The sequence below is a fragment of the Stappia sp. genome (assembly GCF_048261845.1).
Classification (GTDB): Bacteria; Pseudomonadota; Alphaproteobacteria; order Rhizobiales; family Stappiaceae; genus Stappia.
Map to the genome: position 1 here is coordinate 1 of NZ_JBLXFR010000040.1, position 21,069 is coordinate 21,069.

19 protein-coding genes are annotated in these 21,069 nt (G+C 68.8%); 12 read left to right on the forward strand and 7 right to left on the reverse strand.

Annotation, left to right across the window (positions count from 1 at the left end; all coding sequences use genetic code 11):
* On the forward strand, nucleotides 1–1,186 hold a 1,186-nt coding region (locus tag ACN0T5_RS15205), incomplete at its 5' end, for a DUF1513 domain-containing protein (RefSeq protein ID WP_417769456.1).
* A 14-nt stretch (nucleotides 1,187–1,200) separates the two neighbouring features.
* Here the strand turns inward: ACN0T5_RS15205 and ACN0T5_RS15210 are convergent.
* Together ACN0T5_RS15210 and ACN0T5_RS15215 are read right to left on the reverse strand one after the other, a co-directional pair.
* Nucleotides 1,201–1,725 (reverse strand): glycine cleavage system protein R, encoded by a 525-nt coding sequence (locus tag ACN0T5_RS15210; protein WP_417769457.1) that lies wholly within the window; start codon nucleotides 1,723–1,725, stop codon nucleotides 1,201–1,203.
* A 123-nt stretch (nucleotides 1,726–1,848) separates the two neighbouring features.
* Nucleotides 1,849–2,376, reverse strand: coding sequence for a cupin domain-containing protein (locus ACN0T5_RS15215; protein ID WP_417769458.1), 528 nt, complete (start codon nucleotides 2,374–2,376; stop codon nucleotides 1,849–1,851).
* 505 nt (nucleotides 2,377–2,881) lie between these two features.
* Here ACN0T5_RS15215 and ACN0T5_RS15220 point away from each other — a divergent pair.
* The 7 genes from ACN0T5_RS15220 to ACN0T5_RS15250 all read left to right on the forward strand — a co-directional run bounded on the left by ACN0T5_RS15220 (nucleotide 2,882) and on the right by ACN0T5_RS15250 (nucleotide 9,947).
* Entirely contained in the window at nucleotides 2,882–4,015 is a 1,134-nt protein-coding gene (locus ACN0T5_RS15220; RefSeq protein ID WP_417769459.1) for a sirohydrochlorin chelatase, read from the forward strand.
* A gap of 30 nt (nucleotides 4,016–4,045) precedes the next feature.
* The gene (locus ACN0T5_RS15225) at nucleotides 4,046–4,708 is read left to right on the forward strand and encodes a precorrin-8X methylmutase (RefSeq protein ID WP_417769460.1); all 663 of its coding nucleotides are present in this window, start codon (nucleotides 4,046–4,048) and stop codon (nucleotides 4,706–4,708) included.
* Complete coding sequence (gene cbiE / locus ACN0T5_RS15230; protein ID WP_417769461.1) at nucleotides 4,705–5,940, forward strand: precorrin-6y C5,15-methyltransferase (decarboxylating) subunit CbiE; 1,236 nt, start codon at nucleotides 4,705–4,707, stop codon at nucleotides 5,938–5,940. The genes ACN0T5_RS15225 and cbiE overlap by 4 nt, the downstream gene beginning before the upstream one ends.
* The gene (gene cobI / locus ACN0T5_RS15235; RefSeq protein ID WP_417769462.1) at nucleotides 5,937–6,668 is read left to right on the forward strand and encodes a precorrin-2 C(20)-methyltransferase; all 732 of its coding nucleotides are present in this window, start codon (nucleotides 5,937–5,939) and stop codon (nucleotides 6,666–6,668) included. The genes cbiE and cobI overlap by 4 nt, the downstream gene beginning before the upstream one ends.
* Nucleotides 6,638–8,458, forward strand: a complete 1,821-nt coding sequence (gene cobJ / locus ACN0T5_RS15240; RefSeq protein ID WP_417769463.1) for a precorrin-3B C(17)-methyltransferase — start codon at nucleotides 6,638–6,640, stop codon at nucleotides 8,456–8,458. Before cobI ends, cobJ begins: the two co-directional genes overlap by 31 nt.
* The gene (gene cobM / locus ACN0T5_RS15245; RefSeq protein ID WP_417769464.1) at nucleotides 8,455–9,237 is read left to right on the forward strand and encodes a precorrin-4 C(11)-methyltransferase; all 783 of its coding nucleotides are present in this window, start codon (nucleotides 8,455–8,457) and stop codon (nucleotides 9,235–9,237) included. Before cobJ ends, cobM begins: the two co-directional genes overlap by 4 nt.
* An 86-nt stretch (nucleotides 9,238–9,323) precedes the next feature.
* Complete coding sequence (locus tag ACN0T5_RS15250) at nucleotides 9,324–9,947, forward strand: class I SAM-dependent DNA methyltransferase (RefSeq protein WP_417769465.1); 624 nt, start codon at nucleotides 9,324–9,326, stop codon at nucleotides 9,945–9,947.
* Between the two features lie 22 nt (nucleotides 9,948–9,969).
* Here ACN0T5_RS15250 and ACN0T5_RS15255 read toward each other — a convergent pair whose 3' ends face one another.
* Together ACN0T5_RS15255 and cobA are read right to left on the reverse strand one after the other, a co-directional pair.
* Entirely contained in the window at nucleotides 9,970–11,271 is a 1,302-nt protein-coding gene (locus ACN0T5_RS15255; RefSeq protein WP_417769466.1) for a cobyrinate a,c-diamide synthase, read from the reverse strand.
* Nucleotides 11,268–12,185, reverse strand: coding sequence for a uroporphyrinogen-III C-methyltransferase (gene cobA, locus ACN0T5_RS15260; RefSeq protein ID WP_417769467.1), 918 nt, complete (start codon nucleotides 12,183–12,185; stop codon nucleotides 11,268–11,270). Before cobA ends, ACN0T5_RS15255 begins: the two co-directional genes overlap by 4 nt.
* Nucleotides 12,186–12,288: 103 nt before the next feature.
* Between cobA and ACN0T5_RS15265 the strand changes: the two genes are divergently transcribed.
* Entirely contained in the window at nucleotides 12,289–13,413 is a 1,125-nt protein-coding gene (locus tag ACN0T5_RS15265) for a cobalt-precorrin-5B (C(1))-methyltransferase (RefSeq protein WP_417769468.1), read from the forward strand.
* Entirely contained in the window at nucleotides 13,410–14,177 is a 768-nt protein-coding gene (locus ACN0T5_RS15270; protein WP_417769469.1) for a cobalt-precorrin-6A reductase, read from the forward strand. The genes ACN0T5_RS15265 and ACN0T5_RS15270 overlap by 4 nt, the downstream gene beginning before the upstream one ends.
* A gap of 5 nt (nucleotides 14,178–14,182) precedes the next feature.
* Here the strand turns inward: ACN0T5_RS15270 and ACN0T5_RS15275 are convergent, their stop codons facing one another.
* On the reverse strand, nucleotides 14,183–14,986 hold the full coding sequence (locus tag ACN0T5_RS15275; protein ID WP_417769470.1) for a WecB/TagA/CpsF family glycosyltransferase: 804 nt from the start codon (nucleotides 14,984–14,986) through the stop codon (nucleotides 14,183–14,185).
* Between the two features lie 275 nt (nucleotides 14,987–15,261).
* On the opposite strand from ACN0T5_RS15275, the gene ACN0T5_RS15280 reads away from it, so the two are divergent.
* The gene (locus tag ACN0T5_RS15280; RefSeq protein ID WP_417769471.1) at nucleotides 15,262–17,319 is read left to right on the forward strand and encodes a GumC family protein; all 2,058 of its coding nucleotides are present in this window, start codon (nucleotides 15,262–15,264) and stop codon (nucleotides 17,317–17,319) included.
* Nucleotides 17,300–18,613 carry a UDP-phosphate alpha N-acetylglucosaminyltransferase gene (locus ACN0T5_RS15285; protein WP_417769472.1) on the forward strand — a complete coding sequence of 438 codons (1,314 nt, stop codon included), beginning with the start codon at nucleotides 17,300–17,302 and terminating at the stop codon, nucleotides 18,611–18,613. Before ACN0T5_RS15280 ends, ACN0T5_RS15285 begins: the two co-directional genes overlap by 20 nt.
* Here ACN0T5_RS15285 and ACN0T5_RS15290 read toward each other — a convergent pair.
* Together ACN0T5_RS15290 and ACN0T5_RS15295 are read right to left on the reverse strand one after the other, a co-directional pair.
* Entirely contained in the window at nucleotides 18,589–19,773 is a 1,185-nt protein-coding gene (locus tag ACN0T5_RS15290) for a glycosyltransferase family 4 protein (protein WP_417769473.1), read from the reverse strand. The genes ACN0T5_RS15285 and ACN0T5_RS15290 overlap by 25 nt on opposite strands.
* Entirely contained in the window at nucleotides 19,770–20,855 is a 1,086-nt protein-coding gene (locus ACN0T5_RS15295) for a polysaccharide deacetylase family protein (RefSeq protein WP_417769474.1), read from the reverse strand. The genes ACN0T5_RS15290 and ACN0T5_RS15295 overlap by 4 nt, the downstream gene beginning before the upstream one ends.
* Nucleotides 20,856–21,069 lie beyond the last annotated feature (214 nt).

Below are 21,069 nucleotides of genomic sequence, written 5' to 3' on the forward strand. Positions count from 1 at the left end.
GAACTTGCCGGGCATCTCGATTTCCGGGGAGGCTTCAATGCGCTTGACGGGGATTGACCGGCGGCAGCTGCTTCTGGGCACCGGCGCGGGCCTTGCCGCGCTTGCCGCGCGCGGGCCGGCGGCCTTTGCCGCCGGGGCGCGGGCGCTCGAGGCGGGGGGCCCGCTTTTTGCCGCCGCGCGGCGCGAGGCCGACGGCACCCATTCGGTCGTCGTCACCGGTCTCGACGGATCGACGAGGGCGAGAGTGCCGCTGCCGGACCGGGGCCATGACGTTGCCGTCTGCCCGGGCACCGGCCGCTGTCTCGCCTTCGCCCGCAGGCCCGGCACCTTCGCGGTTCTGTTCGATCCGCTCGGGCGCGGCGAGCCGGTGACCGTCACCGCCGTGCCCGGCCGGCATTTCTACGGCCACGGCGCCTTTTCGCCTGACGGACGGCTGGTCTATGCCACCGAGAACGACTTCGAGACCTCGCGCGGCGTCATTGGCGTTTACGACGTCTCTGGCGAAACGCCGGAGCGCGTCGGCGAGTACTGGTCCGGCGGCACCGGTCCGCACGACATCCTGCCCCTGCCGGACGGCCGCACGCTGGTGGTCGCCAATGGCGGCATCGAGACGCATCCGGACCACGAGCGCGAGAAGCTGAACGTCGCCACCATGCGGCCCAATATCGCGCTGATCGACTGCCTGAGCGGCTCGATTCTGGCCACCATCGAGGCGCCCGCGCATCTCCACCAGCTGTCGCTGCGCCACATGGCTGTGGGGGCGGCCGGCAAGGTGTGGATCGGAGGCCAGTACGAGGGGCCGCAGGACGACACGCCGCCGCTTGTGGCCTCGCTCGACATCGCAAGCGGCCGGCTGGCGCTGCATGACGTGCCGGACGACCTCTCCGGCAGGCTTGCCAACTATATCGGCTCGGTCGCGCTCAGTCGCGACGGAGAGGTGGTCGCCGCCTCCTGCCCGCGCGCCGGCAAGGTGCTTTATTTCAGGGCCGGCGACGGCACGTTCCTGGCCGCCCAGGACCGCGTCGATGCCTGCGGACTGGCGCCGCTCGACCAGGGCGCCTTCCTCATTTCCGACGGCCGGGGAGGCCTCAGCGACAGCGCCGATCCGGCCGGCGCGCCGGCCTTGCTGGCGGCCACGCCCGGCATTGCCTGGGACAATCACATCGTGGCGCTTGGCCCCGCCTGAACGGGCAGCGAGGCTCAGCCGATATCGGTGAAGTCGACTTCGGCCATCAGGTCGCCGGCAAGGTTTTCCAGCGCGGCTGACAGGTCGCTGGCGGCAAGGTCCACCGGCAGCACCATGTCGACCGCGGCGCGGAACATCCGCTCGCCGCTCATCGAGCCGGCATAGATCTCGGTTTCCAGGCTGGTGATGCTGACGCCCTTGGCGGCCAGCACGGCGGAAACCGCATGAACGATGCCCGGATGATCCTGGCACATGACCGTCATCCGCGCCGCCTGGCCATGGGTCTCATGGGCAGCACCGCTGCGCCTCAACGTGGTGGTGATGCCGTGCGGGGCGAGCGCGCCGAGCGCGGCTTCCAGTGCCTCGATCCGGTTCTCGGGCACCTCGACGCGAACGATGCCGGCAAACTCGCCGGCAAGCCGCGACATGGAGCTTTCGATCCAGTTGCCCTCATGCGCGGCGATCACGTCCGCCAGCTGCGAGACGAGGCCGGGGCGATCATCGGCAAGCGCCGTCAGTACCAGCGAGATCATCGACATGAAAGGAGCTCTCCCGGGTTGTTTTCCGGGAGGGTAGTGCCTTTCGGCGTCCCGGGAAACCGGTCCGTTTTCGCAAGGCCCGACGGTTCCACCCGGCCCGGCCGCGTCACAGGGCTGGTGATGTCACGGGGTCTTGCTGTTGCCCGGCGCGGCGCGGGGGCCGAAGGCCGCCGTGTAAAGCCGGTCGGCGACCCTCGACAGTCGAACGAGCACCTTGACCGGCAGACGCGCCAGCGGCGGCACCACGTCATGGCAGAAGGCCACCTTGCGGACATAGTCCGGCACGTGCCACTCGAACCAGGAAAAGGCCGGAAAATACCCGGTGTCACCGGCGTTCAGCACGCGCGTCTCGCCGTCCGGACCGGTCACCGTCACCGACCCCTCGAGGATGTAGACCGCCTCGTCGCAACCGAAATACCAGTTGAAGCGGCCGGCCGTGCAATCCCAGACCGACATTGACGCATTGCGGTCGTCGCCCTGCGCCAGCTGCACCGCGCGCGCCTGCGGCGCACCCTCCAGCACCCAGTCCGGATTGATCGGCGCTGGGTCAAGTTTCAGCCCGTCCAGGCGGGCGAGCGTCAGGCCGGCGGGGGTGCGGTCGGCAAATGTCATCGCGCTGGCGGGGGCGATTGCCGCGGCGAGTTGCGTCATGAACGATTCTCTCCCTCATTCTTGTTGCAACCAAGGATAAGGCAAGGCGGTGAACATCCGGTTTCCGCGATCCTGACGATTGTGCCTATCCGCCTGAACACGCCGGGGTTTTGGAGACGGCTGCCGCTCTGCCGACAGGTTCCGCCGGATTTGGTGCTTGATGCCTCCGACCGGCTCCACTAGCGTGCCCGGCCAATGACGGCGTCCCGGGAGGGACTGAAAGCGATTCCGGTGCCGATCGACCCATGTCGGGGATCCAGTCCGGAGCTGTCCGAGCGGTTTGGCAGGCGTTGCGCGGTTCGCGCTGCGTCCGGCATGGCGTGCGCGACCGGTTTCTCCCTCACAAGCGACGCCAATGGTGACCCGGCATCAGGCCGGCACCGGGCAGCGGGCACTGGCCGTCAGGCCGAGAGGGAGCTTTTGAGATGAAACACGAATTTGTCTTCGGCGCGGTTTTGACGGAGCGTCCCTCGGATGCATTCGAGGGGGGAGCGTAATGGCCGGCATGACGGACGAAGCAGGCGAGAAGCTGGGGCTGATGATTTGCGGCCACGGCAGCCGCAACCGCGGTGCGGTCGGTGAATTCGCACAGCTTGCCGAGCGGCTGAAGGCCCGCTTTCCCGGCTGGCCGGTGGAATACGGCTATCTCGAATTCGCCAATCCGGTGATCAAGGACGGTCTCGACCGGTTGCGCGCGCAAGGCTGCACCCGCATTCTCGCGGTGCCGGGCATGCTGTTCGCCGCCGGCCACGCCAAGAACGACATCCCGTCCGTCCTCAACACCTATCAGGCGCAGAACCCGGGCGTCACCATCACCTATGGCCGGGAGCTGGCCGTCGACACGCGCATGGTCCGCGCCGCCGGCGATCGCATCCGCGAGGCCCTTGAAGGCGCGGCCGGCGGCGACGTGCCGCTGCACGAGACGCTTCTGATGGTGATCGGGCGCGGCGCTTCCGATCCGGACGCCAATTCCAATGTCGCCAAGATCACCCGCATGCTGTGGGAAGGTTTCGGCTTCGGCTGGGCGGAGACGGGGTATTCGGGCGTCACCTTCCCGCTGGTGCAGCCGGCGCTGGAGCATGCGGCGAAGCTCGGTTACCGCCGCATCGTCGTCTTCCCCTATTTCCTGTTCTCCGGCGTGCTCGTCAGCCGCATCTACAATCACACCGACGAGGTCGCCGCCCGCCATCCCGAAATCGAGTTCCTCAAGGCCGGCTATCTCAACGACCATCCGCAGGTGATCGACACGATGGCGGACCGGGTGCAGGAGATCCTGCAGGGCGCCAACCTGATGAACTGCCAGATGTGCAAGTACCGGGAGCAGGTGCTGGGCTTCGAGGAGGACATCGGCCGGCCGCAGGAAAGCCATCACCACCATGTCGAGGGGCTCGGCGCCGATGCCGAGTGCAAGCTCTGCGATGTGACCTGCACAGGCGCCTGCGAGGAACAGGCCGCCGCCGGCCATCACCACCACGATCACGGCCACTCCCACGATCATCACCACCATGACCACGGGCACGGACATTCCCATTCACACGGGCACGGGCACGGGCACGACCATCACGACCACCATCACCCGGTCTATCCGCATGCCGACCACCCGCACGGGCCGAAATCCATGCGCAAGTCGGGCGGGTGAGCGCGGCGTGACGACGGCAAGGATGACGGCGTGAACGCGGGCGATCCCCCCTTCTACGACTACGAGCACGATCCGGCGGCGATCTACCGCCGGTCCTTCGCCATCGTGCGCGGCGAAGCCGACCTGGCGCGCCTGCCCGAAAGCCTGCATCCGGCCGCGATCCGCATGATCCATGCCTGCGGCATGCCGGAGATCGTCGCCGACATCGGCTGGCGCGGCGACGTGGCGGCGATTGTCGCGCAGGCGCTTGCCGCCGGAGCTCCGGTCTTCGCCGATGTGCGCATGGTCTGCGAGGGCATCATCGCAAGACGTTTGCCGGCTGATAACAGCCTCGTCTGTACGCTCAATGACCCCGGCGTGCCGGACCTGGCGAAGCGCCTCGGCACCACCCGCTCGGCCGCCGCCGTCGACCTTTGGGCGGACCGGCTGGACGGGGCTGTCGTCGTCATCGGCAACGCGCCGACGGCTCTCTTCCATCTGCTGGAACGGATCCACCAGGGCTTTCCGCGTCCGGCGGCGATCCTCGGCTTTCCGGTCGGCTTCGTCGGCGCGGCGGAATCCAAGGAGGCGTTGCTCGACAGCCCGCTCGGCATCCCGTGCCTGGCGCTGCGCGGTCGCAAGGGCGGCTCGGCAATTGCCGCCGCCGCGCTCAACGCGCTGGCCGCCGGCGTGCCGGAAGAGACGGCGCCATGAGCCCGGCCGAGAACGGCGCGCCGGGGGGCGCCGCACCCTGGCTGACGCTGGTCGGCATCGGCGAGGATGGCCTTGACGGACTGACGCCGATTGCCCGCCGCGCCGTTGAGGAAGCCGGGCGGATCTTCGGCGGCGCGCGCCATGCGGAACTGGTGGCGGCACTCGGCAAGAGCGTGACGCCCTGGCCCTCTCCCTTCGAGGCGGGCGCCGGGATGCTGCTTGCCGGGCGCGGCACGCCGACCGTGGTGCTCGCCTCCGGCGATCCGATGTGGTTCGGGGTCGGCGCGACCCTTGCGCGCGTGCTTGCCCCGCACGAAATGCTGGTTCTGCCCGCGCCGTCCTCCCTGTCGCTTGCCGCCGCGAGGCTTGGCTGGCCGCTGCAGGAGACCGAGACGCTGTCGCTGCACGGCCGGCCGCTCGACCTCCTGCGCGGCGTCCTCTTTCCCGGCGCCCGCATTCTCTGCCTGACGTCGGGAGTGGCCGCCGCCGACGAGATTTCCGACCTGCTCGTCGACGAGGGCTATGGCGCGAGCCGGATCACCGTGCTCGAACATCTCGGCGGGCCGCGCGAGCGGGTTCTCGCGGCGATGGCGGAGAGCTGGCGCGGGCCGGTCGCGGCGCTGAATGTCATTGCCATCGAGGCGCAGGCGGTTGCCAACACGCCCTTGCGCGCCCGCGTGCCGGGGCTTGCCGACGACGCCTTCCGTCATGACGGCAAGATCACAAAGCGGGAGATCCGCGCCGTGACGCTCGCCCGGCTGATGCCGGTGCCCGGCGCGCTGCTGTGGGATATCGGTGCGGGATCGGGGGCGGTCGCCATCGAGTGGTTGCGGGCCGCGCCGCGCAGCCAGGCCATCGGGCTGGAGCCGGACGATGCCCGCCGCGCCACGGCGCGGGCCAATGCGGCAGCGCTCGGCGTGCCCCAACTCGACCTGCGCGCCGCGTCCGCGCCGGACGGGCTCGCGGACCTGCCGCCGCCCGATGCGATCTTCTTCGGCGGCGGACTGACCGCACCCGGCGCGCTCGAGGCCGCCCTTGCCGCGCTGAAGCCGGGCGGCCGGCTTGTCGCCAATGCGGTGACGCTGGAAAGCGAGGCGGTGCTTGCCGCGGCCCATGCCCGCCATGGCGGCGAGCTGGCGCGCATCGCCATCTCGCGCGCCGGCCCGGTCGGCGGCATGACCGGCTGGCGGCCCCTGATGCCGGTGACGCAATGGAGCTTCATTCTGCCATGACGAAAACCGGAACGCTTTACGGCGTCGGGCTCGGGCCCGGCGACCCTGAACTGATGACCGTGAAGGCGCATCGCCTGATCTCCTCGGCCAAGGTCGTCGCCTACCCCGCGCCTGACGATGGCGAGAGCTTCGCCCGTTCGATCGCGGCCCATGTCATTCCGGACGGGGCGCGCGAGATCCCGATCGTCGTGCCGATGCGCGTCGAGCGGTTTCCCGCGCAGGCCGTCTATGACCGCGCGGCGGAGGAGATCGGCGCCGCCCTTGCCGCCGGCGAGGACGTGGTGACGCTGTGCGAGGGCGATCCCTTCTTCTACGGCTCCTTCATGTATCTCTATGAGCGGCTGTCGGGCAGCCATCCTTGCGAGATCGTGCCGGGCGTCACCTCGCTGACGGCCTGTGCCGCGCGGCTCGGCCGGCCGCTCACCGCGCGCAACGACGTGCTCACCGTCATACCCGGTCCGCTTGCCGACGAGGAGATCGCCGCCCGCATCGAGGCGGCCGGCGCCATCGCCATCATGAAGGTCGGCCGCCATCTGGAACGGCTCAAGGCGCTGGTTTCCGCCCTGGGCCTGCTGGGTCATGCCGGCTATGTGGAACGGGCGACGCTTGCCAGCGAAAAGGCGATGCCGCTGGCGAAGGTGAATGACGCCTCCGCCCCCTATTTTTCGATGATCCTGATTTACAAGGGAGACGAAGCGTGGATGCTTCCGCCGCAATCCTCGTCCTGACACCGGCGGCGCTCGCCACGGCGCGGCGCATTGCCGCCGCCCTGCCGGGCGCGACCCTGCACGGGCTCGCCCACCGGGTGCCGGGGCTCGACGTCCCCTTTGCCGAGACGCTCAACCACATCCGCGCGCTCTACCAGGCCGGCACGCCGATCATCGGCGTCTGTGCCTCCGGCATCCTCATCCGGGCGCTTGCCGCCGTGATCGAGGACAAGCGCTCCGAACCGCCGGTGATCGCCGTCTCCGAGGACGGGGAAAGCGTCGTGCCGCTGCTTGGCGGTCATCGCGGCGCCAACTCGCTCGCCCGCCAGGTGGCGGGTGCGCTGGACGCCCACGCGGCGGTGACGACGCAGGGCGACACGGCGCTCGGCGTGGCGCTCGATTCGCCGCCCAAGGGCTGGTGGCTGGCCAATCCGGAACATGCCAAAGGCGTGATGGCGCGGCTGCTCGCCGGCGAGCCGGTGCGCATCGAGGGGTCCGCCTCCTGGCTGAGCCGCTCGCGCCTGCCGGTTTCCGACAGTGCGGCGCTGGCGATTGCCGTCACCGAAAAGGCCCGCCCCGCGACGCCGGATGCGCTGGTCTATCATCCGCAATGCCTTGTCGTCGGCGTCGGCTGCGCCCGCGGCTGCCCGCCCGAGGAACTGGTTGCGCTCGTCCGGGAGGCCCTCGCCGGGGCGGGGCTTGCCGAAGGCGCCGTGGCGCTGGTCGCAACGCTCGACCTGAAGGCGGACGAACCGGCGGTGCATGCGCTGGGCAAGGCGCTCGGCGCGCCGGTGCGCGTGTTTCCGGCAAGCCGGCTGGAGGAGGAGGCAGGGCGTCTTGCCAACCCGTCCGACGTCGTTTTCGCGGAAGTCGGCTGTCATGGCGTTTCGGAAGGCGCGGCTCTCGCCGCGAGCGGCACGGATGGCGAACTGGTCGTGGAAAAGCGCAAGAGCGCCAATGCGACGGTCGCGGTGGCGCGCGCACCCGCGCCCCTCGATCCGGTGGAGATCGGCCGGGCACGCGGCCGGCTCTCGGTGATCGGCATCGGCCCGGGACGCGACGACTGGCGCACGCCGCAGGCCTCGCGCCTTTTGGCCGAGGCCGACGAGGCGGTCGGCTACTCGCTCTATCTCGACATTGTTGCGCCCTTGATCCAGGGCAAGCCGCGCCACGCCTTTCCGCTCGGCGCGGAGGAGGAGCGGGTGCGCTTCGCGCTGGAGCGCGCCGGCGAGGGGCGCTCGGTGGCGCTCGTCTCCTCCGGTGATGCCGGCATCTACGCCATGGGCGCGCTGGTCTATGAACTGCTGCACCGACCGCAGGAAGAGGGCGGCGTTTCGGACGCGGCCCGGCGCATCGAGGTGGTCAACGCGCCCGGCATCTCGGCCCTGCAGGCGGCCTCCGCCCTTGTCGGCGCGCCGCTCGGGCATGACTTCTGCACCATCTCGCTCTCCGATCTCCTCACCCCCTGGGAGGCGATCGAGCAGCGGCTCAAGGCGGCGGCCCTCGGCGATTTCGTCGTCGCCTTCTACAACCCGGTGTCGAAGCGTCGCCGCACCCAGCTTGCCGCCGCCCGGGAGATCCTGCTGACGGGCCGTCCCGCCGACACGCCCGTCGTGCTCGGCTACAATCTCGGCCGCGAGGGCGAGACGATCACCGTGACGACATTGGGGGACTTGCGCGTCGACGACGTCGACATGCTGACCACGGTGCTGGTCGGTTCGTCCGCCTCGCGCGCGGTGATGACGGGCGCAGGCAAGCCCTTCGTCTACACCCCGCGCGGCTACGCCAAACGCATCGAGGAAAAGCTATGACCGTTCATTTCATCGGCGCCGGCCCCGGCGATCCCGACCTCATCACCGTGCGCGGGCTGAAGCTGATCGAGGCGTGCCCGGTCTGTCTCTATGCCGGCTCGCTGGTGCCCGAGGCGATCGTCAAGGCGGCGCCCGAGGGCGCGCGCGTCGTCGACACCGCGCCGATGACGCTCGACGAGATCATGGCCGAGATCGAGGCCGCGCATGCGCGGGGAGAGGACGTCGCCCGCGTCCATTCCGGCGATCCCTCGCTCTATGGCGCGATCGCCGAACAGATCCGGCGCTTGCGCGAAAAGGACATTCCCTTCGACGTGACGCCGGGCGTGCCGGCCTTCGCCGCCGCCGCCGCCGCGCTGGGGCAGGAACTCACCGTGCCCGAGATCGCCCAGACGGTGATCCTCACCCGCACGACGATGAAATCCTCCGACATGCCCCCTGGCGAGGACCTGGAGACGCTCGGCAGGAGCGGCGCGACGCTCGCCATTCATCTTTCCATCCGCAACCTGCGCGAGATCGAGCGGCAACTGGTGCCGCTTTATGGCGAGGATTGCCCCGTGGTGGTCGCCTACCGGGTCGGCTGGCCGGACCAGAGCTTTATCCACGGCACGCTGTCGGACATCCGCGAGAAGGTCAGGCTGTCGAAGATCACCCGCACGGCGCTGATCTTTGTCGGCCGGGCCTTGCAGCCCGCAGCCGATTTTCGCGATTCGGCGCTCTACCACGCCGACCACGTGCATGTGCTCCGGCCGAAGAAGAAAAAGGCGAAAGCCGGGGCGTAAGCCGCTTCCGGGCGGCCCGGATTTGCATCATGGCGCCCATCCCCCTAGGCTCGGGCCACACCCGACAGCCAAAGGAGAGACCCGCCATGGAGCCGAAAAACGCGCTCTTGAAACGAGCCTACGCCCTTGATGGAGACGCGGAAAAGATCCGCGACCTCTATGCCGACTGGGCGGAAAGCTATGACGGCGACACGGTCGGCGGCATGGGCTATGTCGCGCCCGCGCTCGCCGCCGAGGCCCTGGCCGCGATACTCGGCCCGGCGCAGGCCGTGCTCGATGCCGGCTGCGGCACGGGGCTTGTCGGCCGCGAGCTGGACAGCCGCATCGAGGCCGCGATCGACGGCGTCGATCTCAGCCCCGGCATGCTGGAACAGGCCGGGGCGAAGGGTGTCTATCGGCATCTTTCGGAAGCGGACATGACGAGGCCGCTGAACATTCCCGACAACACCTATGACGGGGTCGTCAGCGTCGGCGTTTTCACCAGCGGCCATGTCGGACCGAAGGCCATCGACGAGCTTGCCCGTGTGGCAAGGCCCGGCGCGCCTGTGGTCGTCACCGTGCATGAGAAGGTCTGGGAGCCGGACGGCTATCCCGGCCATCTGAAGGCGATGGAGAACCGGGGCCTGGTTCGTATCCGGGCCGTGCGCGACACCCCCTATCACGAAAAGGAAGGCTATCGCTGCAAGCTCTGCGTGCTCGAGGCCGCCTGATCGCGGGCGGCGCGCCTGTTCCTCACGCCCTGTCGATCAGGTGGATATAGGAGCCCATGACGCGGCCGACGCGCAGGCCGACATCGCCAAGGGACGCGCCGGTCGCGCCGCGGGCCTCGAACAGGCGGCTTGCCTCTCCCTCCCGGACAAGTGTCGAATAGTGGAACTCGTGGCCGGTGAGCCGGCCCTGCCAGGGGGCGCCGGCATGGGCGAGGAGCCGGCGATAGCCCAGATGCCGCTTGCGCGTTGCAAAGCTCGTCTCCAGCGGCAGCAGGCCAAGCATGGCATGGCGCGCGCCGTGCGCATCGACAAGCCCGTCGCCGAGCACCATGTAGCCGCCGCATTCGCCATAGACCAGCGCGCCGCGAGCCGCCGCGCCCTGCATGCCGGACCGGAAGGCGGAAGCTTCCGCTATGCGTGCCGCATGCAGTTCCGGATAGCCGCCGGGCAGATAGACCGCATCGGCCAGGCTGTCGGGGGCTTCATCGGCAAGCGGCGAGAAGAACGTGATTTCGGCGCCTAGTGCCCGCCAGCCCTCGACCAGATGCGGATAGGAAAAGGCGAAAGCCGTGTCGCGGGCGATGGCGATGCGCTGGCCCGGCGGGGAAAGCGTCGGCGTCTCGCCGGCGGCAGGAAGCGGCCGGGCCAGCCGGATCAGCGCATCGAGGTCGCAGGTGGCCGCGACGCGTGTCGCCGCGTGGTCGAGAAAGGCGTCAAGATCGCCGTGCTCGCCCGCCTGCACCAGACCGAGATGGCGCTCGGGCAGTTCGAACCCTGCATCGCGCGCAACCGCGCCGAGGACCGGCATGCCGATGGCATCGAGCGCGGCCCGCAGCATCGTTTCGTGGCGAGGGCTGCCGGTGCGGTTCAGGATCACCCCGGCGACATCGATGTCGGTCCGGTGGTCGCGAAAGCCGCGCACCAGCGCCGCGACCGATTGCGACTGCTTCGCCGCGTCGACGACAAGCACCGCCGGCAGCGACAGGCGCGCGGCGAGATCTGCGGTCGAACCGGTGCCGTCGGCGGCTCCGTCGAACAGGCCCATCACCCCCTCGACGACGAGGATGTCGGCATCTCTCGCCTGCCGTGCGGCAAGCGCGCCGAGCAACTCGCTGCGCATGGCGAAGGGGTCGAGATTGACACAAGGCCGGCCGCTGGCGGCGGCATGAAAGGCGGGGTCGATATAGTCCGGCCCGGTTTTGGCGCTGGCGACACGCAGGCCCCGGCGCGCCAGCGCGCGTAGCAGCGCCAGCGTCAGCGTGGTCTTGCCGGCGCCCGAGGACGGCGCGGCGATGACAAGACCCGAACCGCGCACGGCGCTCATCCGGTCACGGACGTCCGGCGGCCAAGGTCGAGCGGATCGGCGTCGAGCTGGCGCCCGGCGAGTGCACCGAGCCAGTCGAGACCGGCGCGCAGGCGCACCACCTCGCCGACACAGACGATCGCCGGTGGTTCGAGCCCGGCATGTGCCGCGTCCCGGGCGGCCGTCCCGAGCGTCGTCTCGAGCACTTTCTGGGTGGGGAGCGAGGCATCGCAGACGATGGCGACCGGTTCGCTCTCCTTGCGTCCGCCGGCAACGAGCCGCTCGGTGATATGGGCGAGATGTTTCATCGCCATGTAGATGACGATCACGGGCGAACCGCGCGCGATCGCCTCCCAGTCGATGGCCGAGGGGGTCAGGCCGGTCTGGTCGTGGCCGGTGAGGAAGGTGACCGCCTGGTTGGTGTCGCGGTGGGTCGCCGGGATGCCGGCATAGGCCAGCCCGCCGATGCCGGCGGTGATGCCGGGAATGATGCGGAAGGGCACGCCTTGCGAGACCAGCGTCAGTGCCTCCTCGCCGCCGCGTCCGAAGACGAACGGATCGCCGCCCTTGAGTCGCAGCACCCGCTTGCCCGCCCGGGCGTGCTCGACGAGCTTCAGCGAGATGTCGCGCTGCTTCGGGCTCGGCTTGCCGCCGCGCTTGCCGGCATAGTCGATGGTGGCATCGGGCCGCGCCAGTGCCAGGATCGAGGTGTCGACCAGCGCGTCGTAGACGATGACGTCCGCCTGCCGCAGTCCGTTGATCACATGCAGCGTCAAAAGGCCCGGGTCGCCGGGGCCGGCGCCGGCCAGCCACACCCAGCCGGGCTCGAAGGCCGGCAGGGCGAAATCGTCCGGCAGGAGCCCTGCCAGCGGTTTGCCATGCACTGTCGTCGCTTCGTTTCCGGCGCTCGTCTTGGTATCGGTCGTGTCTGTCATGCTGACCTTTTTGTACGCCGCCATGGCTGTCCAGCCAAGGTTGCTTTGCGTCCGTCGCTATTGGAATTGCGACCCGGCCGCCCGCGCACCTATAGTCGCGCCCATGAATGCGGGAAAAACCGAACAAAAGCAGCCCTCCGAGCTGCGCCGGGGCTGGACCACCGGGACTTGTGCCAGCGCCGCCGCGAAGGCGGCCTACGAGGCGTTGCTGACCGGCACGTTTCCCGATCCCGTCGAGGTGAGCCTGCCGAAGGGGGAGCGCCCGGCCTTCGCTTTGGCGCGCGAGGAACTGGGCGAGGGTTACGCGCGTGCCGGCATCGTCAAGGACGCGGGCGACGATCCCGACGTCACCCACGGGGCGCTGGTGCTTGCCACGGTGCGAAAGGGCGAAGCCGGCTCGGGCGTCCGTTTCCGCGCCGGCGAAGGGGTCGGCACGGTGACGCTTGCCGGCCTGCCGGTGCCGCCGGGGGAGCCGGCCATCAACCCGGTGCCGCGCGAGATGATCTGCAAGGCGATCGCCGAGGTGGCGGAGCGTTTCGGCGCCAGCGGCGACGTGGAGGTGGAAATTTCCATCCCCGGCGGCGAGGCCCTTGCCCGGCGCACCATGAACCCGCGTCTGGGCATCCTCGGGGGGTTGTCGATCCTCGGCACCACCGGCATCGTCCGCCCCTTCTCATGCGCCGCCTGGATCGCCTCGATCCATCGCGGCGTCGATGTGGCGCGCGCCGCCGGGCTTGTCCATGTGGTCGGCGCCACCGGATCGACGTCGGAGGCCGCCGCGCTTGCCCGCCATCCGCATCTCGGCGAGCTCGCCTGTCTCGACATGGGCGATTTCGCCGGCGGACTGCTCAAGTATCTGCGTGCCCATCCCCTGCCGAAACTGACCATGGCCGGCGGCTTTGCCAAGTTCGTCAAGCTGGCGCAGGGCGCGCTCGACCTGCATTCGGCGCGCAGCCAGGTGGATTTCGAGGCCCTGGCCGGCATCATCGCCGATGCCGGGGCATCGCCGGCGCTGGTCGATGCCGCGCGCCATGCCAACACGGCCAAGGAAGTGCTCGACCGCGCCTTCGTTGAGGGCGTCGACGTTGCCGCCTGCGTTGCGCGGGCCGCGAAGACGCAGATCCGGAGCGTGCTCCGCGATGCGGCGATCGATGTCGAGGTGCTGGTGGTCGACCGGGCGGGCACCGTCGTTGCGCATGCGCCGTTCGACACGAACGCGCCCGCATGAGCGGGCCGCTTGTCCTCATGGTGCTCGGCGGTACCGGAGATGCCCGCGCCCTGGCAAAGCGGCTCGCCGGAGACCTGCGCTTTCAGGCAAGCGTCTCGCTCGCCGGCGCGGTCGAGCGGCCCGACACCTATGCGCTTCCCGTCAGGACCGGCGGCTTCGGCGGGGCGCAAGGAATGGCCCGTTTCCTGGAGGAGGCACGCATCGGGGCGCTGGTCGATGCGACCCATCCCTTCGCCGCCCGCATCTCGGCGAATGCGGTGGCCGCCGCCGAGGCTGCCTGTGTCCCCTTGCTGCGGCTGGAGCGTCCGCCCTGGTGCCCCTCTTCCGGGGACGACTGGCGCGAGGTCGACGATCTCGACGCGGCGGCGGCGGCGTTGCCCCAGGGTGCCCGGCCTTTCCTTGCGGTCGGCCGCAAGGAGATTTTCCGGTTTGCCGGACGCGGGGACCTCCACTGCCTGATGCGGATGATCGACCCGCCCGGCGAGGGCGTGCCGCTGCCCCGGGGCAGGCTGGTGCTGGCGCGGCCCTCGGACGATGCCGACACCGAGGCCGAATTGCTGCAAAGCCACGGAGCCACCCATGTCGTTGCCAAGAACAGCGGCGGGCGCTGGGGTGCGGCGAAGCTTGTCGCGGCGCGCCGGCTCGGCCTGCCGGTGATCATGGTGCGCCGGCCGGAAACCGGACTGGCGGGCGAGAGGGCCGAGGACGTGGATGCGGCGATGGAATGGCTGGAACGACTGGCCGGCGGCGCAGTGTCAGGCTGACGGTGTCAGGCTGACGGCCGTTGTCCGCCCCTCAGCCGGAGCCACAGGATGTTCCAAAGATAGCGGGCGACGCCGGACGTGTAGCGCCTGCCGAGGCGGCGCGGCTCCTGCAGGAAGCGGAAAATCCACTCAAGGCCGAAGCGGCGCATCGCTCCAGGCGCCCGTGCCACCTCGCCGGCGGTGAAGTCGAACAGCGCGCCGACACCGAGCGCCAGCGGCGCGTCGAGACGGGGAAACAGCCGGTCGATCAGGTATTCCTGCTTGGGATTGCCCATGGCGACCAGAAGGATGTCCGGGCGCGCGGCGTTGATCGTTGCGACAATCCCGGCCTCGTCGTCAGGGCTGAAATAGCCGTCGCGCCAACCGCAGATCTCGATGGCGGGATAGCGGGCGGTGAAGGTCGCGGCCGCCTTTTTGACCACATGGGGATGGGCGCCGAGCAGGTAGACGCGGGTGCCGGCCGGTGCGGCGGCAAGCAATGCGGGCACGAAATCCGTGCCGTTGAGATTGTCCGGAAAGCCTGTGCCGGACAGCACGCGCGCGCCGATCTCCGCGCCGATCCCGTCGTTGAGCACCAGGAAGCGCGACAGCGTCTCGGCATAGGCGGCATCGTCCATGGCCAGCAGCAGTCCGTGCGCGTTTGCGAAGGCGACGGCGCGTCTTCGTTGCTGCGCCACGTCGTCGAGGAGCAGTGCCACGGCAGTCTCCCGCGACAGGCGGGCAAGCTCCACCGGTCCGATTCTCACCGCCGGAAACAGTGTCTCGGCGCTGGAATCCCGGGCGGGGGGCGATGGCACTTGCTCGTTCATGACTGTTCGTTCCGCTCCGGTTGGGGCAAGGGAATGGACGGTTTCGGCTCAATGGTGTTCGAACCTATCGCAATGGCGTCCCGCAGGGGTGAACAAGTCCTTAAACGACGATGCGATACCGGGAAATACAAGGGGCGTTTTGGGAAATGTTAACCATGAACGGCGACACTCCTGAGCGTCCGGTCATGTGGCTGCGGCATGCCTTCGTGATGCAGGACACGGTATGATCGGGCCGCTACGACCCCGGTGCCGGACAGGAAGAGCGGTTATCGAGCATGATAGATATCTACCAGATCCCCGGGATTCTCAGGAAGCGCCTGATCTGGCTGATCGTGCTGCCGCTGGTGTTCGTCACCCTGGCGATGGCCTTTCTTGCGATGCGCACGCCGGTCTACCGGGCAATGGCCGAGATGCTGATCGAGCCGCAGGGCCTGCAGATCGTCGGTAACGACATTGTCGCGCGCGAGGGCGGGGACACCTTGCAGCGCCTGTCCATCGACAGCCAGGCCTATGTGATCCTGTCGAACGCCGTGCTCAACGAGGTGATCGAGAAGCTGGACCTGGAGAAGGATCCGGCCATCACCAGGCCGGTCGGCCCGGGCAGGCTCGCCCGTCTGCTGGGCCGGGGCGGGCCGGAACCGACCGCCGAGGACATCCGCGCCGCCGCCGTTGCCGGCCTGCGCGAGAGCCTGCAGGCGATTCGCATCGAGAAGGCCTTTGTCTTCAACATCTACGCAAGCCATCCGGACCGCTTCAAGGCGGCCGCCATCGCCAACGAAGCAGCCCGCACCTATCTCGACGAGGCGCGCCGCTCGCGCGCCGACACGACCCTGCGCGCCAGCGTTTCGCTGCAGTCGCAGGCCGAGGACCTGCGCCGGCGTCTCGAGATCGCCGAGGCGGCGGTCGAGACCTTTCGCGCCGAGAACGGCTTGATCAGCACCGGCCAGCGCGGGCTGGTCGTCGACCAGCAGCTCCAGGACGTCAACACCCAGCTGACCCAGGCAAGGCTGGAACTGGAAAGGGCGAAGGCGAATGCGGATCTTCTTGCCGAGCTGACGGTGACCGACATCGAGGCGGGCGGCCTGCCCACCAACCTTCAGACCACCACGCTCGGCACGCTGCGGGTGCAATACGCGCGTGTCGCCGAACGCGAGGCGCAGGCCGCGACGACGCTCGGCGCCAACCACCCGCAGCTGCGCGAACTGCGCTCCCAGCTTGACAACACGCGCCGCCAGATCGCCGACGAACTGTCCCGTGTGCGCCGCTCCGTGACCAGCGAGGCGCAGCGGGCCGAGGCCAATGTCGTCGCGCTGGAAGAGGAATCGCGCCGGCTTGCGTCCTCCAACGTGAGCCAGGGCAAGTCCCAGATCCGGCTGCGCCAGCTTGAAAGCGAGGCGGAATCGCTGAATGCCGTCTACAGGTCCTTCCTCAGCCGCGCCAAGGAGCTGCAGGAGCAACAGGAAATAGACACATCCAACTCGCGCATCATCTCGCGCGCCGTTGCCCCGCTGTCGCCGACCGGCCCTTCCGCCATCATCGTGCTGCTCGCCGCCGGCTTCTTCGGCTTTGCCCTGGCCGCGGCCGGCAGCGTCGGCTGGGAGATGGTCAACGGCAAACTCGGGTCGGAGCGGGAACTGGTCGATCGCACCGGAGTGCCGTTGCTCGCCAGCCTGCGCGCACCCGGGCGTGGGGTGTCTGCCAGGCGTCTTGCGCGGCTGCTGCCGGGCTCCGGAGAGCCCGCGGAAACGGCGGAGCGCCAGCTCGCGGTCGCCCGCATCGCCTACGCCCTGCGTCATGCGTTCGAAAACGAGCGCCCCGCCCATGTTCTCGTCCTCTCCTCGGGCGATGCTGCAGGGATATCGCCGCTCACCAGGGCAATCGCCGCCGGTCTTTACGACATGGGCGAGGACGTTCTTCTGGCGCATATGAATGACGGCGGCTCGGCCGCCGCACAGGAACCGCCTGCGGAGCCGGAGCCGCTCGCCTCGCCGGCGCGCAGCCGCCTGTCGAGCCTGCGCCGTGAGGCACAGCCTCTTGCCGAGCCGGCCGCGACGCGGCGTGCCGCGCCCGCAAGCCCCTTCGCCGTCGAGCGCCTGGACGGGTGCGGAGGCGCGGTGCCTGGTCTGCGCGAGGCGGAGGAGGACGAGTTCCTCGTCATCGATGGCGGCTCGGCGCTCTCCAACCCCTATCTGCCGATGCTGCTTGGCTATTGCGATGCCATCGTGCTCGTGTCCGGCGTCGGCCAGACCTCGCGCCGCGACCTCGACCGGACGCTGGCGCTGCTGCAGCCATGGCAGGACCGGATGATCGGCAATGTGGCACTCGCGGCCTGAGGCGCTTGCCGCGCCTCGCACGGCCGGCCTGCCGGCCCGGCGCCGCCCCTTCGAGGCGCGGCCGGAGCCCTATGACCTGTGGCTGAAGGCGGTCGTTGCCGTCGTTCTCGGCGGGCTCGTCTTCAATTTCGCCCTCGCCTTCGTCAACACGCGCCTGTTCGGCATTTCCGCCAGCCACGTGATGCTGCTCGAGGTGATCCTGATCGGCATCGGCCTGATGCTCGCCATCGACCGGCGCGTCGATCTCTATGTCGTGCTGATGATCTATCTCGCCTATATGGCGATGATCCTGGCGCTCAGGCCGGAACTCGACCTGAAGGCCATCCGCGACGGACTGATCCCCATTGTGTTCTATTTTCTCGGCCGCGGCATACGCGATATCGAGACCGCCGACCGGCTCGTGCTCGGCTGCGCCGGCATTGTCATCGGCGTCGGGCTTTTCGAGTATTTCCTGCTCGACCTCTTCGTCGCCAACGTCAACATCAACGATTATTACGTGGCGCGCGGCACCATCCAGCAGGGAGACAATTTCAACGAGGGTTCGAGCCTGTTCATCAGCGGCATCCGGCCGGAAGGGCGCAACTTCTTCCCCTTTCTCGGCCAGCACCGGGTTTCCTCGGTCTTCCTCGAGCCGGTCTCGATGGGCAATTTCGGCGCGTTCCTGGGCATGTGGGCGCTGTTTCGCAAGGACATGGCGCGGCGCAAGTTGCTGTTCGCCGCCGCCGCTGCGGTGATCATCCTGGGCGATGCGCGGTTCGGCCTGTTCGTGTGCTTCGGCTTCGGGGCTGCCTTCGTCGTACATCGCTTCGTGCCGCGCGTCCTGTGGTGGCTGCTGCCGGCGATGGTGATCGTCAGCCTGGTGATCTACGGAAGCTGGACCACGCGGCTGAGCTGGGAGGACGACCTGGGCGGCCGCTGGTTCCATGCCGCGCGCCTGTTCCTCAAGCTCGACCTGGCGGGCGTTTTCGGCATTTCCGCCATGGATACGTTCCTTGACGACAACGGCTATGCCTACACGTTGCACCAGTTCGGGCTGATCGGGGTCGCGGGTTTGTGGTCCCTGTTCATTTTCGCCAGGACGCGCTCGGTCGATGCCTGGCGCTTCCGTGCGCTGGTCGCGACCTATATCTGCCTTTTGATGGTGGTCTCGAATTCCCTCTATTCGATCAAGACCGCGGCGCTGCTATGGCTGTGCGTGGGGGCTGTTGATGTCTGGCCCGGCTTTGCCCGCAAGCCTGCGCAGCAGGCGCGTGCGGGGACGCGGCCCTCTCAGCGGCCAGCGACTTCCCGGTAGAGATCTTCATAGCGCCGCGCCGTTCCGGCCCAGGAATAGGTATCGGCGACCGCCATCACCTGTTCGCGCGTCGCGGCGGGAGCCTTCACCAGTGCGGCATGGGCCCTTTCGATCTGGCGCGCGGTCGTGGCGGGGTCGGTGAAGTCGCACAAGGATATGCCGTCATGCCTTGCCGCGAAGGCGGAGAAGGCGGCATTGCGCTGCACCACCGGCGTCAGGCCGGCACTCATCGCCTCGATCAGGGCAATGCCGAAGCCCTCGTAGGCGGAGGCGCTGACAAAGAGGCTGTTGCTGGCCAGGATATCCCGGATCTCGGCGTCGGACGGGCCGACATGCAGGCGGACCTTCTCGGTCAGCCCGCGTGCGGAAATCATCCGCAGCACGTCATCCGCGCTCCAGTCGAAGGGGGTGCCGATGATGTCGAGCGTCCAGCTGTCGTCTCGCGCGCTCAGGTCCGCCATTGCGTCGAGCAGCAGGTCGACGCGCTTGTTGATCGCCAGTCGGCCGATGGTGACCAGGCCACGGCGCGGAACGCGGGAGCCGCAATCGCCGAACTTCCCCAGATCGACGCCGTTCTCGATCAGCCGCACCTTCGTCGGCGCGATCTCGGCGAACTTTTCATAGTCGCTCTGGCTGCAGCAGGCGACGGCGCCGTAGCGGTTGGCCGTCAGCCGGGTCACCGCGCGGAACCAGATCTGCTTGAGAAGGCGGTAGTCCTGACTGTGGAAGAAACCGCCATGGGTGGTGGCGATCATCGGCTTGCGATGGAACGGCGCGGCGAGGGCGAGTGCGTCGAAGAAGAAGTCGACGGCATGCACGTGAACAAGGTCCGCGTCGCGGATCGCCGACAGGATGCGGGGCGATACGGGATAGCGCGGCGAGCCGAAATAGGACAACCGCTCGACCTCCACCCCGTCGATCACCTCACGGGACGGCAGCTTGCCGCCGTCGCCGCGAAACACCTCGTCGCAGGTGACGATGCGGATGCGCTTGAACCGGCCCTGCTGGCGTGCCGCGAGGCTGGCGACGAAATCCTCCAGCCCGCCAATGCTTGGCTTGTACTGGCGCACCACATGCACCAGCGTGTCGCCGGCGAAGACCGGTTCCGGTCCGGTCGCCTCTGGTTCCTGGGGATCGTTCCGGTGCATTGCCGCCCTCACGTCGCCGCTCCCGCGAGGCCTGCAAGCGGGCTTCCGCCACGGCTTGCAAGAGCGCGGAACAGGCCGGCCATGCCGCAGGCGGTGTAGGCGGCACCGTCTTCGGTATATTCGGCATTCTGCCGGGGCAGGGTGAAGGGGCTGTCGACATGTTCCGGGAACAGGCATCCGGGCGTGGTCGTGACGGCCGAGCGGAAGCCGGTCTCGCGGGCAATGCGCGGTTCGCGCGCACCGGAGATCGACGGCGCGCCGTACGGGTAGGCGAAGTGCGGGACCTCCCGCTGCAGGCGTTCCTCCAGGAAGAGCTTGTTGTCGGCCATCTCGGTGCGCACGTCCGCGTCATCCAGGAGGGAGAGCGCCCGGTGGCTCACCGTGTGGGCGCCGATCTCGATCAACGGGTGACGGTCGGCGGCGATCATGCCGGCCTCGTCGATGGCGGCACGTTCGACAAGGTCGGGAAGGTCGATGCCGTGGCGTGCGAAGGTCGGACCGAGCATCCCGGCGCGCCGGAAATCCCCCCAGACCCAGGCGAGCGCGCGGCGCAGTCCTGCGATCTTGCTGTCGAGGTCCGGACAGGAGTAGCGCGCGCCCATCGGCTCGATGTCGACCCGCTCCCGGTCGCGGAAGAGGACGGTCAGGCCGAGCCACCAGGCATTGATGTCGCGGGTGATCATGCTGGTTGGCACATAGATTGTCGCCGGCGCCTCGAACCGCTCCAGCGCGGGAAGGGCGAGGTCGATGTTCGAGCGATAGCCGTCATCGAAGGTGAGCACGGCAAACCGGCGCCCGGCGGGATCCTTCAGCCGGCGCTGCGCCTCGTCGAGGGTGACGATGTCGCGGCCCGACTTGCGCAAGTAGGCGAGGATCCGCTCGAAATCGCCGATACGGCATCCCTGGTCGAGGTCGCGCCGCGGGTCCTGGGTGAAATTGTGAAACATCAGGATGATGCCGCGCCCGCCATAGCGTGTTGCGATCAGGCGGGTCGCGCCGCTTGAGGACAGGACGCGCAGCCCGAACGTTTTGACGCGGCGCTTCCAGCGGTCGGTCCGGCTCAGTCTCGGAGTGGTGGTCGGTTGCACAACCATGCGTCCTGCGAAATGTCCTGTTGCGGCCGCTCGGGGCGGGTCCGGGGTCTGCCTCGCGCTGCGGGGCGGGGCTTGCCTGTCTCCACGCTAGCTGCCGCGCGTGAACGACAGGTTGAAGTTTCGCCGTGCCGGCCATCGATTGCCGGTTTGGTAAAGCAATAGTGAACACATCCGCCTCGCTCCCGCCATGGCGTCGGGGCAATCGGGAGCGCTT

Excerpts from the sequence above, each read along its gene's own strand:
- cobI (WP_417769462.1), top strand. The coding sequence starts at position 5,937 with ATGACGAAAACCGGAACGCTTTACGGCGTCGGGCTCGGGCCCGGCGAC.
- cobA (WP_417769467.1), bottom strand. The coding sequence starts at position 12,185 with ATGACAGACACGACCGATACCAAGACGAGCGCCGGAAACGAAGCGACG.
- ACN0T5_RS15210 (WP_417769457.1), bottom strand. The coding sequence starts at position 1,725 with ATGTCGATGATCTCGCTGGTACTGACGGCGCTTGCCGATGATCGCCCC.
- cbiE (WP_417769461.1), top strand. The coding sequence starts at position 4,705 with ATGAGCCCGGCCGAGAACGGCGCGCCGGGGGGCGCCGCACCCTGGCTG.
- ACN0T5_RS15285 (WP_417769472.1), top strand. The coding sequence starts at position 17,300 with ATGTGGCACTCGCGGCCTGAGGCGCTTGCCGCGCCTCGCACGGCCGGC.
- ACN0T5_RS15270 (WP_417769469.1), top strand. The coding sequence starts at position 13,410 with ATGAGCGGGCCGCTTGTCCTCATGGTGCTCGGCGGTACCGGAGATGCC.
- ACN0T5_RS15265 (WP_417769468.1), top strand. The coding sequence starts at position 12,289 with ATGAATGCGGGAAAAACCGAACAAAAGCAGCCCTCCGAGCTGCGCCGG.
- cobM (WP_417769464.1), top strand. The coding sequence starts at position 8,455 with ATGACCGTTCATTTCATCGGCGCCGGCCCCGGCGATCCCGACCTCATC.
- ACN0T5_RS15215 (WP_417769458.1), bottom strand. The coding sequence starts at position 2,376 with ATGACGCAACTCGCCGCGGCAATCGCCCCCGCCAGCGCGATGACATTT.
- ACN0T5_RS15255 (WP_417769466.1), bottom strand. The coding sequence starts at position 11,271 with ATGAGCGCCGTGCGCGGTTCGGGTCTTGTCATCGCCGCGCCGTCCTCG.
- ACN0T5_RS15250 (WP_417769465.1), top strand. The coding sequence starts at position 9,324 with ATGGAGCCGAAAAACGCGCTCTTGAAACGAGCCTACGCCCTTGATGGA.
- ACN0T5_RS15280 (WP_417769471.1), top strand. The coding sequence starts at position 15,262 with ATGATAGATATCTACCAGATCCCCGGGATTCTCAGGAAGCGCCTGATC.
- ACN0T5_RS15220 (WP_417769459.1), top strand. The coding sequence starts at position 2,882 with ATGACGGACGAAGCAGGCGAGAAGCTGGGGCTGATGATTTGCGGCCAC.
- ACN0T5_RS15275 (WP_417769470.1), bottom strand. The coding sequence starts at position 14,986 with ATGAACGAGCAAGTGCCATCGCCCCCCGCCCGGGATTCCAGCGCCGAG.
- ACN0T5_RS15295 (WP_417769474.1), bottom strand. The coding sequence starts at position 20,855 with ATGGTTGTGCAACCGACCACCACTCCGAGACTGAGCCGGACCGACCGC.